Consider the following 15,209-nt stretch of genomic DNA (forward strand, 5'->3'; position numbering starts at 1 on the left):
GAGGCTTGATCGAATTCGGTCGGCGGCGCGCATCAGGCCGGCTGGCGCGCGTCGTCGCGGTGATGAAGGAGCGTCGGCCAGCGCGCGGCATCGCGCCACGCGGCGAACGCGTCGGCATCGGCGAACGTGCCGCCGAGCGCGGCGTGCGCGAACGCGACCGCCGCATGCGCGACTTCCGGCGCGATCATGAAGCCGTGCCGGTACAGGCCGTTGACGGCGAGCGTCGTCGCGCCGTCCCAGATCACCGCCGGGCGATGGTCGGGCAGCGTCGGGCGGCACTGTGCGTTGAGTTCGAGGATGCGCGCCTCGCCGAATGCCGGGTGCACGGAGAACGCCGCGCTCAGCAGTTCGAGCGCCGAGCGCACGCTGACGGGCGACATGTCCTCGCCCTCCACCTCGGTTGCGCCGATCACGTACAGGTCGTCCTGTTTCGGCGCGATGTACAGCGGATAGCGCGGATGCAGCAGCCGCACGGGCCGCGTGAGCCCGATGCCGGGCGCATGCACGCGCGCGACCTCGCCGCGGATGCCGCGCAGCGCGGGCAGCGCGGATTTCGCGCCGAGCCCACGGCAATCGATCGTGAAATGCGCGTCGGGCCGGTTCGCGTCGTCGATCGTCGCGTGCCAGTGCAGCTCGACGCCGCGTTGCGCGAGGCCCGCCGCGAGCGCGCGCAGGGCCTGCCGGTTGTCGAGCTGCCCTTCGCGCGGCAGCATCAGGCCGCGCGCGAAGCGTCCCGCGAGCGCGGGCTCGGCCGCGTCGACCTGGCCACCGGCCAGCGCGACGAAGCCGCCGTCGAACAGCTCGGCCGGCGCGTTCGCGCGCACGCGCCGCTCGAACAACGGCGCCTCGGCACGATCCGCGTGATGCCAGACGACGAGCGTGCCGTGCTGCTGGAAGAACACCGGTTCGGGCAGTTCCGCGAGCCATTGCGGCCAGCGCGCGAGCGATGCGGCGCCGAGCTCGGTGATCAGCAGCTCGGCACTCGCCGCCTCGGCGAGCGGCGCGAGCATCGCGGCCGCGACCCACGCGGCCGACTGCTCGCCGTCCGGGCCGCCGCGTTCGTACAGTGCGACGCGATGCCCGTCGCCCGCGAGCCGCCACGCGATCAGGCGGCCGACGAGGCCGCCGCCGAGTACCGCGAAATCCGGCCGGGAAGCATGGAGGTTCATCGCGCCCCCTCCCCGCGAACCAGGCGGGCGCATGCGACGGACGTCGACGCGCGCACACGGTCCCGTGCAGACGCACGCGACAGCGGATCGGGAACAGCGCAAAAGACTGAAGATTGAGCGGTCATCATTCCTTCCGTAACGCGCGACGCGCGTACCCAAAAGGACGAAACCGGCAGCAAAGGCCGGCCGGGCGGGACTCGGGCGCTGACCATGTGGGATGGCGGCCAGCGCGGCCCGGCGGGATCAGAAACTTCCCTCGCCGGTATTACCCGGATCGGGTGCGAAGGGTCTTTCTCAGCCTCGCCGCGTTGCCCGGAACTGTCCGTCGGCCGCGCTCGAAGCACCCCTGTTTCGTCGTCGGCCATTAGACCATAAAAGCGGAAAGCGCCGCAAACTGTCCCCTTGCGGCAAATTCGCCGTCGCGCCGCGCCGCTCTGGCACAATGCCCGCAGGCCGGCCGCGCGAGCGGCCGGTTGCCGCGTCACCGCCGGCCTTAAGTGCCGTTTAAGACGCGCGGGCCACCATCCGGACGCCCGCCGTCAGTCGGCACCTCGTCCCGGCATGCCGTATCGCGGCGCGCGTCCGGCTCCGCCCGGCCCGCGCGCCGGCTACTCATCAGGAAGCACATGACCCAATCGATCGATCCCGTCCGCTCCGCCTCCGACGCGCCGCAGGACGAGCGCCCGGTATCCGCGTGGAGCCTCATCAAGCCCTACTGGGTGTCGTCCGAATGGAAAGTCGCGTGGGGGCTGCTGGTCACGATCATCGCGATCAACCTCTGCGTGGTCTGGATCAACGTCAAGCTGAACAAGTGGAACGCGCAGTTCTACAACGCGCTGCAGTCGAAGGACGTCCACGACTTCCCGAACCTGCTGATGCAGTTCTCCGCGCTCGCGTTCGGCTTCATCATCCTTGCGGTGTACGGCCGCTACCTGCGCCAGATGCTCGGGTTCCGCTGGCGCCAGTGGCTGACCGACCGGTTTCTCGGCCAGTGGCTCGGCGATCGCGCGTTCTACCGGATCGAACGCGACCGCCTCGCCGACAACCCCGACCAGCGGATCACCGACGACCTCCAGTCGTTCGCGACGACGACGCTCGCGCTGTCGCTCGACCTGCTGTCGACGGTCGTCACGCTCGTGTCGTTCATCACGATCCTGTGGTCGCTCGCCGGCGCGCTGACGCTCTCGCTCGGCGCGACGCCGATCACGATCCCCGGCTACATGGTGTGGGCGGCCGCGCTGTACGCGGTGGTCGGCTCGCTGATCATCCAGAAGGTCGGTCACCCGCTCGTGTCGATCAACTACCAGCAGCAGCGCGTCGAGGCCGACTTCCGCTTCGGGCTGATCCGCGTGCGCGAGAACGCCGAGCAGATCGCGTTCTACGACGGCGAGAAAACCGAGACCGCCAACGCGCAGAGCCTGTTCACGCGCATTCGCGACAACTGGTGGCGCGTGATGAAGTACACGAAGCGCCTCACGTTCGTGCTGAGCTTCTACGGGCAGATCGCGATCATCTTCCCGCTCGTCGTCGCGGCGCCGCGCTATTTCGCCGGCGCGTTCTCGTTCGGCGTGCTGATGCAGATCTCGTCCGCGTTCGGCACCGTCAGCGATTCGTTCTCGTGGTTCATCAACAGTTACTCGACCCTCGTCGAATGGCGCGCCACCGTCAACCGTCTGCGTGAATTCAAGCGCGTGATGGGCACGTCGCACCTGAAGGAAAGCCTGTCGCCCGCGACCGAGCACGGCGGCATCAACCTGCACTACGTCGATGCCGCGAAGCTGTCGACGTCGTCGCTGAAGCTCGCGCTGCCGAACGGCAACGCGCTCGCGAACATCGGCAACGTGACGATCGAACCCGGCTCGCGCTGGCTCGTGATCGGCAAGTCGGGTTCCGGCAAGAGCACGTTCATGCGCGCGCTCGCGGGCCTCTGGCCGTTCGGCGACGGCGCGATCGACGCGCCGGTCGGCGCGCGGATGATGTTCGTGCCGCAGACAAGTTACCTGCCGATCGGCACGCTGAAAGCAGCGCTCACGTATCCGGCCGCGCCCGACACGTTCGCCGACGACGCGTGCCGCGACGCGCTGCGCGCGTGCCGCCTCGAAGACTACGTCGAGCGCCTCGGCGAGACCGGCCACTGGACGCGCGTGCTGTCGCCGGGCGAACAGCAACGTCTCGCCGGCGCGCGCGTGCTGCTGCACAAGCCGGACTTCCTGTTCCTCGACGAAGCGACGAGCGCGCTCGACGCCGACAACGAAGCGCGGCTCTATCACCTGTTCGCCGAACGGCTGCCGAAGGCCGCGATCGTCAGCATCGCGCACCGCGAGTCGCTGGCCGCGTTCCACGTCGGCACGATCAACGTCGAACGCGTGAACGACAGCGACAAGGTCGCCGCGTAACCGCTCAACAGAAGGCCGGTGCATGCCGCGCCGGCCTTCTCTTCCTCGTTCTTCCTGCCTTCCCGCCTTCCCGCTACGCCGGCACGACCGGCACCGACACGATCGGCACATGCGACACGCCGTCGTGCGACAGCCGGCTTTCGAATAGCGTCAGCGCGGCGAAACGCAGCGCGCACGGCCGCCCGGTCGCGCCGCCGTGCGCGGGCTGCCCGTCCGCGTCGCGCGGCAACCGCGCGAGCGTGACGTGCGGCCTGAACGGCCGGCGGTCGGCCGGCACGCCCAGTTCGCGCAACAGCGCGGATAAGTCGGCATTCAGCGCCGTACAGGCAGGATCGGGCGCGAGTTCCGCGACGATCAGCCTCGCTCGCGGCAGGCTCGGCCACCACGCGATCCGCTCGACCGGCTGCAACGGCAGCGCATGCGCGGCCGCGAGCGCCGGCAGGCGCGCGGCCAGCGCGTCGCAACGCGCGCGTTCGATCGCGCCGATGAACGCGAGCGTCACGTGCAGTTGCGCGGGCAACGTGCGCCGCGCGCCGCGGGTGACCGGCAGCGCATGCAGCGCGTCGCGCGATGCCGTGTCGGGCATCAGCGCGACGAACGCACGAAGCCGGTCGCCGTTCACGACTCGCGCACCGCCACGCGCGCTTCGGCCACCGCATCGGCCGACACCGGACGCTGCGGCAGCGGGCCGTGCTCGCCCCACACGTCGGCCGGCAGCACGCGCGCGAGCTCGGGAATCGTGTTGCGCGTGAACACCGGATCGGCAATGCCCTGCGCGCGCTGGCGGCGATAGTCGCGCCACGCGGCATGCGCATACTTGCCGAGCGCGAGGATCGCAACCAGGTTGATGATCGCCATCAGCCCCATGCTCGTATCGGCCATCGCCCACACGAGCGGCAGTTGCCCGACGCTGCCGAACATCACCATCCCGAGCACCGCGATGCGGAACAGCGGCAGCACGCCGCGCCGCTTCGTGATGAAATCGACGTTGCCTTCCGCGTATGCGTAATTGCCGATCACCGACGAGTACGCGAAGAAGAAGATCGCGACGGCCATGTAGATGCCGCCCCAGCCGCCGACGTGGCTCGCGATCGCGCGCTGCGTGAGCGCCGCGCCTTCCATGCCGGTGCCGAGTTCGTACTGGCCCGACAGCAGGATCACGAACGCGGTCGCGCTGCAGATCACGATCGTGTCGACGAACACGCCGAGCATCTGGATCAGCCCCTGCACGACCGGATGCCGCACGCTCGCGGTCGCGGCCGCGTTCGGCGCGCTGCCCATGCCGGCCTCGTTCGAGAACAGCCCGCGCTTCACGCCCATCGCGACCGCCTGGCTGACCGCATAGCCGGTCAGGCCGCCCGCCGCCTGCTCGAGCCCGAACGCGCTCTTCACGATCAGCGCGATCACGGCCGGCACCATCGCGATGTGGGTCGCGACCGCGTAGACCGCCAGCGCGAGGTAGCCGATCGCCATCACCGGCACGATCACCTGCGCGACCGACGCGATGCGGCGAATCCCGCCGAAGATGAGCGGCGCGGTGAGCAGCACGAGGCTGAGGCCGACCGTCTCGCGGCTCCAGCCGAACGACGTATGGAACGCGTCGGCGATCGCATTGGCCTGCACCGCGTTGAACACGAAACCGAACGCGAGGATCAGCGACAGCGAGAACAGCACGCCGAAGCCGCGCGAGCGCAGGCCCGTCTGGATGTAGTACGCGGGGCCGCCGCGATAGCTGCCGTCCGGATGCGACACCTTGAAGATCTGTGCGAGCGTCGCCTCGACGAACGCCGACGACATCCCGACAAGCGCCGTCATCCACATCCAGAAGATCGCGCCCGGCCCGCCGACCGTCAGCGCGACCGCGACACCGGCGATGTTGCCGGTGCCCACGCGGCTCGCGAGCCCGGTCGCGAACGCCTGGAACGACGAGATGCTGCCCGGCTCGCCCTTGCTGCCGACCAGTTTCATGCTGAGGAACAGCGCCTTCAGCTGGATCATCCGGAACCGCAACGTGAACCACGCGCCGGCGCCGAGCAGCAGCGCGATCAGCACGTAGTTCCACAGCACGCCGTTGACGGCGTCGATCAGCCCATGCACGAGTGCTTCCATCCAGAGTCCTTTCAAATGGGGTCGATCATGGTCGGCTGCGCGTGGCGCGCCGGAAGGACGACATGATATGACAATTCGCAAGAAATCTTACAAAACGAAAGGACTGTGGCGCGACGCTGGCCGGACTGCCAACGCTTCAAGATTATGCGACTCGCCACACGCAGAACCATGTTCTGCGCAATGAACTTTGACGTTTGGAAACGTTGTTCGAACCGCCGAACGAGGAGGACATGTCTCGCGGAACTGCTTCGATTGGACGTTGCCGCGCCTCACGCTCGGCTCACAAGGGGGTTCCGCTCGAGGCTGGCGCGCGGATAAGAACCATACAAAATTCTTGCAGAACAATCCAAAAAGGCAAACGCTGTGTCTTTCGCAATACGAATCAATTACCGAAAGACAACCAAACGGGGTGTGAAATGCTCAAGCACGACACGCTGGCATCTGAAAATGTCATGAATGGCGACAACAAACGGCAACACCAGAACAGGTGCCGCTTCCTGATTGCTTCGACCGCGCTACCGCTCGGAACCTTGCTGAAACATACAACGAGCGCGGCGCAATCAAATGTCCTACCACCGATTTCGGTTACCGCACCACGACCGCCTGATTTCAACTTTGGCGATTTCAAAATCAACTCGAACGAAATACCCGGCGCCAATATCGGGGCAGGAATACCACCCCCATCGGTCTGCTTCAATCAATATTGCGCGTCCAACTACATGCTCCTTTTTGCGAACACGGGCAACATGGTTCGCGCGACCGAAATGTTCTTCAGGTATTTGCCGGCAATCGGACGCAACGACACAAACTTCTGGCGCAATCAGCTTGTGCTGGTCGGCGGATTCACGCCATGGCTGGCCATAGGCGGCTACAAGTATTTGCCCGGCGCCAACCAATATGGGTTTAATTTCGCACCCGGGCATTATGCAAACATTTCCGCATTATTTGGCATCTACGTCGGCCAACTGGACAAAGCCCTGCCCACATCGAAATTCGATTTTTATGGCAACCCACTGATGTTCATAGAGGCAGTCAATCACTGGATACACGGAAACGGAGTCCAACGATCCATCAACATCGAATCTCTAAACTTAAAAATGAATGTTAGCGATTTCGGAGAAATATCGCGAGCCATCGAAAACCAAGGATATGGCCCTGGCATTTATCCAATCGACAGCGGATTCAGCACCAACATCTTCAACCATGGAACTCAGGATCTGTGGAGCGCAACCGTCTTGGGACGAATATCCGGCCGAGTTCACGGAACATTGGAACTACTCGCCGACAACACATATCGATTCAACGGGTATTACACACTCAATCCAGACAGGTTTGATGCCGATCCATCAAATCGACCATTTCTTCAAGAGGCAGCCACCACGTTTCTGGCGAAACTCGGTTCGGTGCTAGGGCATACGGACTATCAGATAATCTTCACCGGCGAAAAGAATATCTCATTTTCTGGCCAAAGACCCGTGCGAAATGCCGAAATGCGCCCCCCGGAGGCCGTTCATAGGCCATCATTTGGCGGCTTGATGCGCCCCGGCCGCTTCTAGGATCGAGAATTCCTGTCGCGCGCGCAATCTCGACAACCAAACACACGCCGAATCCGATCATGCTTTCGACAGTCTTGTGCTTCGTGATGCGTTGGATCCTCTGGATTATCGCCGCCGCCATTGGCACGTTCGTATTGCTGTTCGTCGTCGTGGCGTTTTCTCGGTACGAGAGGACGGAAGGCAGTTGCCCCGATGCATCCATCGAGGTACTCCGCGGAAAGATCCTCGCATACATCGAAGACCAAGGGGTGCAGTCCAATCGCATCCAATTCGATGGTGCCCCGCGATATCACGCATGGAAACTCGGGGTCTGGGAATTCCCCCTGCTCGTCGACGGAACAAAGTACATCGCGATGATCGATTGCAACGAACAACTAGCAAGCTATTGGCGAGTCAAGGAATCACCGCACGCCCCCCCCATCTCCTGGCAATTGATCGCACATCGGAACATAAAGCACTCGGCACGTTCGAAAAAAACGGCGCTTTGGCTCTATCGCGCGACCGATTGGACGGACAAATCGACATGGGGGCATCGAATGACGCTCGTTGACATACTCCAAACCGTCCTGACAATGTTTGTCGCCATGCGGCAAGCCCCGTCGCGACGCGATGATGGGCACACGATCGTCAACGGCTGCTACACAAAAAAACCGGGCGCCCTCTCGGACGCCCGGCTTTCATCGAAACCCGCTCGCGATGATACTCAGCGCGGCAGTTCCGAATGCCCCATCAGGTACGCGTCGACCGAGCGCGCGCACTGGCGGCCTTCGCGGATCGCCCACACGACGAGCGACTGGCCGCGACGCATGTCGCCTGCCGCGAACACCTTGTCGACCGACGTGTAGTACGAACGATCGCCTTCGGTCGCCGCACGCGCGTTGCCGCGTGCGTCCTTCGCGACGCCGAACGCCTCGAGCACGGTGGCTGCCGGCTGCGTGAAGCCCATCGCGAGCAGCACCAGGTCGGCCTTCATCTCGAACTCGGAGCCCGGCACTTCCTGCATCTTGCCGTCCTTCCACTCGACGCGTACCGCGATCAGCTTCTCGACCTTGCCGTTCTTGCCTTCGAGACGCTTCGTCGCGACCGCCCAGTCACGCTCGCAGCCTTCCTCGTGCGACGACGACGTGCGCAGCTTGATCGGCCAGTACGGCCACACGAGCGGCTTGTTTTCCTCTTCCGGCGGCTGCGGCAGCAGCTCGAACTGCGTGACCTGCTTCGCGCCGTGACGGTTCGACGTGCCGACGCAGTCCGAACCCGTATCGCCGCCGCCGATCACGATCACGTGCTTGCCCTTCGCGAGCAGCTGGTCGGCGAGCTTGTCGCCCGCGTTCACGCGGTTCTGCTGCGGCAGGAAGTCCATCGCGAAATGCACGCCCGCGAGTTCGCGGCCCGGCACCGGCAGGTCGCGCGGCGTTTCCGAACCGCCCGCGATCACGACCGCGTCGAATTCCTCCTTCAGCGTGTCCGGCGAAATGGTTTCCTTCGCGAGGCTGCCGATCGACTCGGGCAGCGGATCCTTGCCGATGAACACGCTGGTGCGGAACGTCACGCCTTCCGCTTCCATCTGGCGCATGCGGCGATCGATCAGCCACTTCTCGAGCTTGAAGTCGGGGATCCCGTAACGCAGCAGGCCGCCGACGCGATCGTTCTTCTCGAACACCGTCACGTCGTGGCCGGCACGCGCGAGCTGCTGCGCAGCGGCGAGGCCCGCGGGGCCAGAACCGACGACCGCGACTTTCTTGCCGGTCTTGTGTTCGGCCGGCAGCGGCTTCACCCAGCCTTCCGCCCAGGCCTTGTCGATGATCGCGTGCTCGATCGACTTGATGCCGACCGGATCGTTGTTGATCCCGAGCGTGCAGGCTGCCTCGCACGGCGCCGGGCAGATGCGGCCCGTGAACTCGGGGAAGTTGTTGGTCGAATGCAGGACTTCGATCGCCTGCTGCCAGTCCTGGCGGTAAACGAGATCGTTGAAGTCCGGAATGATGTTGTTGACCGGGCAGCCGTTGTTGCAGAACGGGATGCCACAGTCCATGCAGCGTGCGCCCTGGACCTTCGCGTCCGCGTCGGTCAGCGCCGCGACGAATTCCTTGTAGTGCTTCACGCGCGTGAGCGGTGCTTCGTACGCCTCGTGGCGGCGTTCGAACTCCAGAAAACCGGTTGCCTTGCCCATAAGGTGCTCTTCTGTTCGGTGTATCGGGTGGGGGAGCCGCGCGCGGCCGTCAGGCGCGCGCGGCATTCGCTATGTCGTTCGTCGCTCAGGCGGCCAGCACTTCCTTCGCCGCCTTCTTCGCACCGATCTCGCCCAGCGCGCGCTTGTATTCGTGCGGGAACACCTTCACGAACTGGCGGCGCGCCGCGTCCCAGTTTTCCAGCAGCGACTTCGCGCGCGGCGAACCCGTGAACTGGAAATGACGCTCGACGAGCCCCTTGAGCAGCGCTTCGTCCGTCGTGCCCGCATGCCAGAGCGCGCGGTCGACCGTGCGCTCCTGCTCGGCCTGCTGCAGCACCGGCTCGAGCGCGACCATCGACTTGTTGCACTTCGCCGCGAACGTGCCTTCCGGATCGTAGATGTACGCGAGACCGCCCGACATGCCGGCCGCGAAGTTGCGCCCGGTTTCGCCGAGCACGACGACCGTGCCGCCCGTCATGTATTCGCAACCGTGGTCGCCCGTGCCTTCGACGACCGCCGTCGCGCCCGAGTTACGCACGCAGAAGCGTTCGCCCGCGACGCCGCGGAAGAACGATTCGCCTTCGATCGCGCCGTACATCACCGTGTTGCCGCAGATGATGTTTTCCTCGGACTTGCCGCGGAAGTCGTTGGTCGGACGGATGATGATCCGGCCGCCCGACAGGCCCTTGCCGACGTAGTCGTTGCCGTCGCCGACGAGGTCGAGCGTCACGCCCTTCGCGAGGAACGCGCCGAAGCTCTGGCCGGCCGTGCCCTTCAGCTGGATGTGCACCGCGTCGTCGGCCAGGCCTTCGTGGCCGTGCTTCTTCGCGATCACGCCCGACAGCATCGCGCCGACCGTCCGGTTCACGTTGCGCACCGGCTGGATGAACGACACATGCTCGCCGTTCTCGATCGCGGCCTTCGCCTTCTCGATCAGCACGTGGTCGAGCGCGCGCTCGAGGCCGTGATCCTGCACGTCGACGTGACGCGGCGCGACGTCCTCGCACTCTTCCGGCTGGTAGAACACGCGCGAGAAGTCGAGGCCCTTCGCCTTCCAGTGCTCGATGCCCTTGCGCGTATCGAGCAGGTCGGCACGGCCGATCAGGTCGTCGAACTTCGCGACGCCGAGCTGCGCCATGATCTCGCGCACTTCCTCGGCGACGAAGAAGAAGTAGTTCACGACGTGCTCGGGCTGGCCCTTGAACTTCGCACGCAGCACCGGATCCTGCGTCGCGACGCCGACCGGGCACGTGTTCAGGTGGCACTTGCGCATCATGATGCAGCCTTCGACGACGAGCGGTGCCGTCGCGAAGCCGAATTCGTCCGCGCCGAGCAGTGCGCCGATCACGACGTCGCGGCCCGTCTTCATCTGGCCGTCGGCCTGCACGCGGATGCGGCCGCGCAGGCGGTTCAGCACCAGCGTCTGCTGCGTTTCGGCGAGGCCGAGTTCCCACGGCGTGCCCGCATGCTTGACCGACGACAGCGGCGACGCGCCCGTGCCGCCGTCATGGCCGGCGATCACGACGTGGTCGGCCTTCGCCTTCGCAACACCGGCCGCGACCGTGCCGACGCCGACTTCCGACACCAGCTTCACCGAGATGCTCGAGCTCGGGTTCACGTTCTTCAGGTCGTGGATCAGCTGCGCCAGATCCTCGATCGAGTAGATGTCGTGGTGCGGCGGCGGCGAGATCAGGCCGACGCCCGGCACCGAGTAACGCAGCTTGCCGATGTATTCGGACACCTTGTGGCCCGGCAGCTGGCCGCCTTCGCCCGGCTTCGCGCCCTGCGCCATCTTGATCTGGATCTGGTCGGCCGATGCCAGGTACTCGGCGGTGACGCCGAAGCGGCCCGACGCGACCTGCTTGATCTTCGAGCGGAGGGAATCGCCATCCTTCAGCGGAATGTCGCTGACGATCTCGTCGCCGATCACCGACTTCAGCGTCTCGCCCGACTTGATCGGAATGCCGCGCAGTTCGTTGCGGTAGCGCTTCTCGTCCTCGCCGCCTTCGCCGGTGTTCGACTTGCCGCCGATCCGGTTCATCGCGATCGCGAGCGTCGCGTGCGCTTCCGTGCTGATCGAACCGAGCGACATCGCGCCCGTCGCGAAGCGCTTCACGATGTCCTTCGCCGGTTCGACGTTTTCGATCGGGATCGCCTTGGTCGGCTCGACCTTGAACTCGAACAGGCCGCGGAACGTCATGTGACGCTTGGTCTGGTCGTTGATCAGGTGCGCGTATTCCTTGTACGTCTGGTACGAGTTGCTGCGCGTCGCGTGCTGGAGCTTCGCGATCGAGTCCGGCGTCCACATGTGGTCTTCGCCGCGCACGCGATACGCGTACTCGCCGCCCGCGTCGAGCATGTCGCGCAGGACCGGGTTGTCGCCGAACGCATCGCGGTGCAGGCGGATCGCTTCTTCCGCGACTTCGAACAGGCCGATGCCGCCGACCTTCGAGGCCGTGCCCTTGAAGTACTTCTCGACGAGGTCGCTCGACAGGCCGAGCGCTTCGAAGATCTGCGCGCCCGTGTACGACATGTACGTCGAGATGCCCATCTTCGACATCACCTTCTGCAGGCCCTTGCCGACCGCCTTCGTGAAGTTGTAGACGGCCTTCTCCGGCGACAGGTCACCCGACAGGCCTTCGGCCATCTTCGCGAGCGTTTCCATCGCGAGGTACGGGTGCACGGCTTCCGCGCCGTAGCCCGCGAGCAGCGCGAAGTGGTGCGTCTCGCGTGCGGAGCCCGTCTCGACGACGAGGCCCGTGCTCGTGCGCAGCCCTTGCTGGACGAGGTGCGAGTGGATCGCCGACGTGGCGAGCAGCGCCGGGATCGCGACGTGCTCGGCGTCCGTCTTGCGGTCCGACACGATCAGCATGTTGTAGCCCGACTTGACCGCGTCGACGGCTTCCGCGCACAGCGACGCGAGGCGCGCCTCGATGCCTTCCTTGCCCCATGCGACCGGGTAGCAGATGTTCAGTTCGTACGCGCTGAACTTGCCGCCCGTGTACTGGTCGATCGCGCGGATCTTCGCGATGTCCTTGAAGTCGAGCACCGGCTGCGACACTTCGAGACGCATCGGCGGGTTGATGTTGTTCGTGTCGAGCAGGTTCGGCTTCGGGCCGATGAACGACACGAGCGACATCACCATGTTCTCGCGGATCGGGTCGATCGGCGGGTTCGTGACCTGCGCGAACAGCTGCTTGAAGTAGTGATAGAGCGTCTTGTTCTTGTTCGACATCACCGCGAGCGGCGAGTCGTTGCCCATCGAGCCGACGGCCTCTTCGCCCTGCTGCGCCATCGGCGCCATCAGGAACTTCAGGTCTTCCTGCGTATAGCCGAACGCCTGCTGGCGGTCGAGCAGCGCGGCGCCCTGCGTGCGGCCGGCCGCGACGTCCTCGGCCTTCGGCTCGATCTCGTCGAGCTTGATGCGCACGGCGTCGATCCAGCTCTTGTACGGCTTCGCGTTCGCGAGGTTGTCCTTGAGCTCCTTGTCGTCGATGATGCGGCCGTGTTCCATGTCGATCAGGAACATCTTGCCCGGCTGCAGGCGCCACTTCTTGACGATCTTCGATTCGGGGATCTGCAGCGTGCCGGCTTCCGACGCCATGATGACGAGGTCGTCGTCGGTCACGATGTAGCGCGCCGGGCGCAGGCCGTTACGGTCGAGCGTCGCGCCGATCTGGCGGCCGTCGGTAAACGCGATCGCGGCGGGGCCGTCCCACGGCTCCATCATCGCGGCGTGGTATTCGTAGAACGCGCGGCGATTCTCGTCCATCAGCGTGTGCTGTTCCCAGGCTTCCGGGATCATCATCATCACCGCGTGCACGAGCGGGTAGCCGGCCATCACCAGCAGTTCGAGACAGTTGTCGAACGATGCGGTGTCCGACTGGCCCGGGTAGATCAGCGGCCACAGCTTCGGCAGGTCGTCGCCGAGCACGTGCGACGCGATCGCGCCGGTACGCGCGTTCAGCCAGTTCACGTTGCCCTTGACGGTGTTGATCTCGCCGTTGTGCGCGATCATCCGGTACGGGTGCGCCAGCTCCCAGGCCGGGAACGTGTTGGTCGAGAAGCGCTGGTGCACGAGCGCGAGCGCCGACACGACGCGCGCGTCCTGCAGGTCGCGGTAGTACACGCCGACCTGGCCCGCCAGCAGCAGCCCCTTGTAGACGATCGTGCGCGCCGACATCGACGGCACGAAGTATTCCTTGCCGTGCTTGAGCTTCAGCGCCTGGATGCGGTGGCTCGCGGTCTTGCGGATCACGTACAGCTTCCGCTCGAGCGCGTCCGTCACCATGATGTCCTTGCCGCGGCCGATGAAGATCTGGCGGATCAGCGGCTCGCTCGCCTTGACCGTCGGCGAGATCGGCATCGTATGGTCGACCGGCACGTCGCGCCAGCCGAGCACGACCTGCCCTTCTGCCCGCACCGTCCGCTCGAGCTCCTGCTCGCACGCGAGACGCGATGCATTTTCCTTCGGCAGGAAGATCATGCCGACCCCATATTCGCCGGCCGGCGGCAGCGTCACGCCCTGCTTCGACATTTCCTCGCGATAGAACGCGTCCGGAATCTGGATCAGGATGCCGGCGCCGTCGCCCATCAGCGGATCGGCACCGACCGCACCGCGGTGATCGAGGTTCTCGAGGATCTTCAGACCCTGCTGAATGATCTCGTGGCTCTTCTTGCCCTTGATGTGAGCGACAAAGCCGACGCCGCAGGCGTCGTGTTCGTTTTGCGGGTCGTACAGACCTTGTGCGGCGGGCACCGCGGCGAGCGGCTGCTGGTGGTCGTTCATGGGGACACCGTCGTAAAGGGGCCTCGAGGGCCGTTGAACCATTTTTTTGTTGCCGTCGATCCCGCTCCCGACGGGAGACGGCACGGCCGACAGTGGTTGGGCGAGCTTCACCCGGGCCACCGGAATTCGGAATATACGCGACGAATCAAAGGAATAGCAACAAAAACCGCTTGATAGAACCCCATTTAAACAGATGCTCGGATCTGGTGCTGTTTTATTGGGGCCGTATCATTTTGGTGCAAAAAGAAGCGGCACCCGCGGCGCCGCCTCGTGATCCGCCTTTCCCGCGTTACTGCTGGATCGGCGGCGTGTTTTCACGCACCTTTCTGGGGCGTCCGCGCGGCAGCGGCGACACGCGGCGGTTCGCCGTGCGCGCCGCCCACTCGCGGTAGTTCTCGCCGCCGAGCACCCAGCCCTTGAGTGTCGCCTGCTGGAGCTGATCGGCCTGCCGCTCGTCGAGCGGCTGCTCGCACAGCTCCTTGTACGCGCGCTGACGGTCGAACGGCGTGTTGCCGAGCGCCCAGTAGAGCGGATGGTCGGTGATCAGGCTGTCGACGGTGAGCCCGACGTGGTGCCGGTAGCTCGACCAGCGATAGGCGTCGGGCGTCGCGACCAGCTGCGCGCGCACCGGGCTCATCTCGACCACGCGGCTCGCGAGCAGGAAATAGCGCTCGCCTTCGATCACGGTCGCGCGATAGCGGCCTTCCCACAGGGTGCCGCGCCGCGAATAGCGCCGGTTGAAATGCGCGACGTAGCGGCGGCCCACCGCCTGCATCGCCTTCGGCAGGCTCGCCTCGTCGCTCGGCGTCACGAGGAGCTGCACCTGACGCGGCAGCAGCACGTAGGCATGCACCGAAAGATGGTGATCGCGTGCCGCGGCCTTCAGACAATCGATGAAGAGTTCGTAGTCCTGGTCGTCGACAAACGCGGGTTGCTGATCCAGGCCGCGCAGTATCACGTGCTGCGGCTGGTCGGGAACGTAGAGTCGTGCTAACCGTGCCATGCTGAATGTCCGTTTGA

General features: G+C 65.2%; 8 protein-coding genes and 1 riboswitch. Of the genes, 2 read left to right on the forward strand and 6 right to left on the reverse strand.

Going from position 1 to position 15,209, the window contains the following annotated elements; all coding sequences use genetic code 11:
* Positions 1-32: 32 nt before the first annotated feature.
* Positions 33-1,169, reverse strand: coding sequence for an FAD-dependent oxidoreductase (locus DIE12_RS33195; protein ID WP_124487852.1), 1,137 nt, complete (start codon positions 1,167-1,169; stop codon positions 33-35).
* A gap of 234 nt (positions 1,170-1,403) precedes the next feature.
* Positions 1,404-1,527, reverse strand: a riboswitch (TPP riboswitch).
* A gap of 268 nt (positions 1,528-1,795) precedes the next feature.
* On the opposite strand from DIE12_RS33195, the gene DIE12_RS33200 reads away from it, so the two are divergent.
* Positions 1,796-3,565 carry an ABC transporter ATP-binding protein/permease gene (locus DIE12_RS33200; protein WP_124522236.1) on the forward strand — a complete coding sequence of 590 codons (1,770 nt, stop codon included), beginning with the start codon at positions 1,796-1,798 and terminating at the stop codon, positions 3,563-3,565.
* 73 nt (positions 3,566-3,638) lie between these two features.
* Here DIE12_RS33200 and thpR read toward each other — a convergent pair whose 3' ends face one another.
* Positions 3,639-4,187 (reverse strand): RNA 2',3'-cyclic phosphodiesterase, encoded by a 549-nt coding sequence (thpR, locus tag DIE12_RS33205; protein WP_124522238.1) that lies wholly within the window; start codon positions 4,185-4,187, stop codon positions 3,639-3,641.
* Positions 4,184-5,674 (reverse strand): sodium:alanine symporter family protein, encoded by a 1,491-nt coding sequence (locus tag DIE12_RS33210; protein WP_124522240.1) that lies wholly within the window; start codon positions 5,672-5,674, stop codon positions 4,184-4,186. Before DIE12_RS33210 ends, thpR begins: the two co-directional genes overlap by 4 nt.
* 230 nt (positions 5,675-5,904) lie before the next feature.
* Here DIE12_RS33210 and DIE12_RS33215 point away from each other — a divergent pair, with 230 nt between their 5' ends.
* A complete protein-coding gene (locus DIE12_RS33215; RefSeq protein WP_260426266.1) occupies positions 5,905-7,230 on the forward strand; it encodes a lipid II-degrading bacteriocin in 1,326 nt (441 codons plus the stop codon).
* 703 nt (positions 7,231-7,933) lie between these two features.
* On the opposite strand, the gene DIE12_RS33225 is transcribed toward DIE12_RS33215, so the two are convergent.
* The 3 genes from DIE12_RS33225 to DIE12_RS33240 form a co-directional block, all read right to left on the reverse strand.
* Complete coding sequence (locus tag DIE12_RS33225; protein WP_044845973.1) at positions 7,934-9,400, reverse strand: glutamate synthase subunit beta; 1,467 nt, start codon at positions 9,398-9,400, stop codon at positions 7,934-7,936.
* An 85-nt stretch (positions 9,401-9,485) separates the two neighbouring features.
* The gene (locus DIE12_RS33230; RefSeq protein WP_044845974.1) at positions 9,486-14,189 is read right to left on the reverse strand and encodes a glutamate synthase-related protein; all 4,704 of its coding nucleotides are present in this window, start codon (positions 14,187-14,189) and stop codon (positions 9,486-9,488) included.
* Positions 14,190-14,478: 289 nt separating this feature from the next.
* A complete protein-coding gene (locus tag DIE12_RS33240) occupies positions 14,479-15,192 on the reverse strand; it encodes a transposase (RefSeq protein WP_006752972.1) in 714 nt (237 codons plus the stop codon).
* Positions 15,193-15,209: the final 17 nt, after the last annotated feature.

Origin of the sequence: Burkholderia sp. Bp9015 (genome assembly GCF_003853505.1) — a bacterium.
In the GTDB taxonomy this organism is placed as follows: Bacteria; Pseudomonadota; Gammaproteobacteria; order Burkholderiales; family Burkholderiaceae; genus Burkholderia.

Bases quoted from the DNA above. Each gene is read 5' to 3' on its own strand.
- DIE12_RS33195 (WP_124487852.1), bottom strand. From the start codon at position 1,169: ATGAACCTCCATGCTTCCCGGCCGGATTTCGCGGTACTCGGCGGCGGC.
- DIE12_RS33200 (WP_124522236.1), top strand. From the start codon at position 1,796: ATGACCCAATCGATCGATCCCGTCCGCTCCGCCTCCGACGCGCCGCAG.
- DIE12_RS33210 (WP_124522240.1), bottom strand. From the start codon at position 5,674: ATGGAAGCACTCGTGCATGGGCTGATCGACGCCGTCAACGGCGTGCTG.
- DIE12_RS33215 (WP_260426266.1), top strand. From the start codon at position 5,905: ATGTCTCGCGGAACTGCTTCGATTGGACGTTGCCGCGCCTCACGCTCG.
- DIE12_RS33225 (WP_044845973.1), bottom strand. From the start codon at position 9,400: ATGGGCAAGGCAACCGGTTTTCTGGAGTTCGAACGCCGCCACGAGGCG.
- DIE12_RS33230 (WP_044845974.1), bottom strand. From the start codon at position 14,189: ATGAACGACCACCAGCAGCCGCTCGCCGCGGTGCCCGCCGCACAAGGT.
- DIE12_RS33240 (WP_006752972.1), bottom strand. From the start codon at position 15,192: ATGGCACGGTTAGCACGACTCTACGTTCCCGACCAGCCGCAGCACGTG.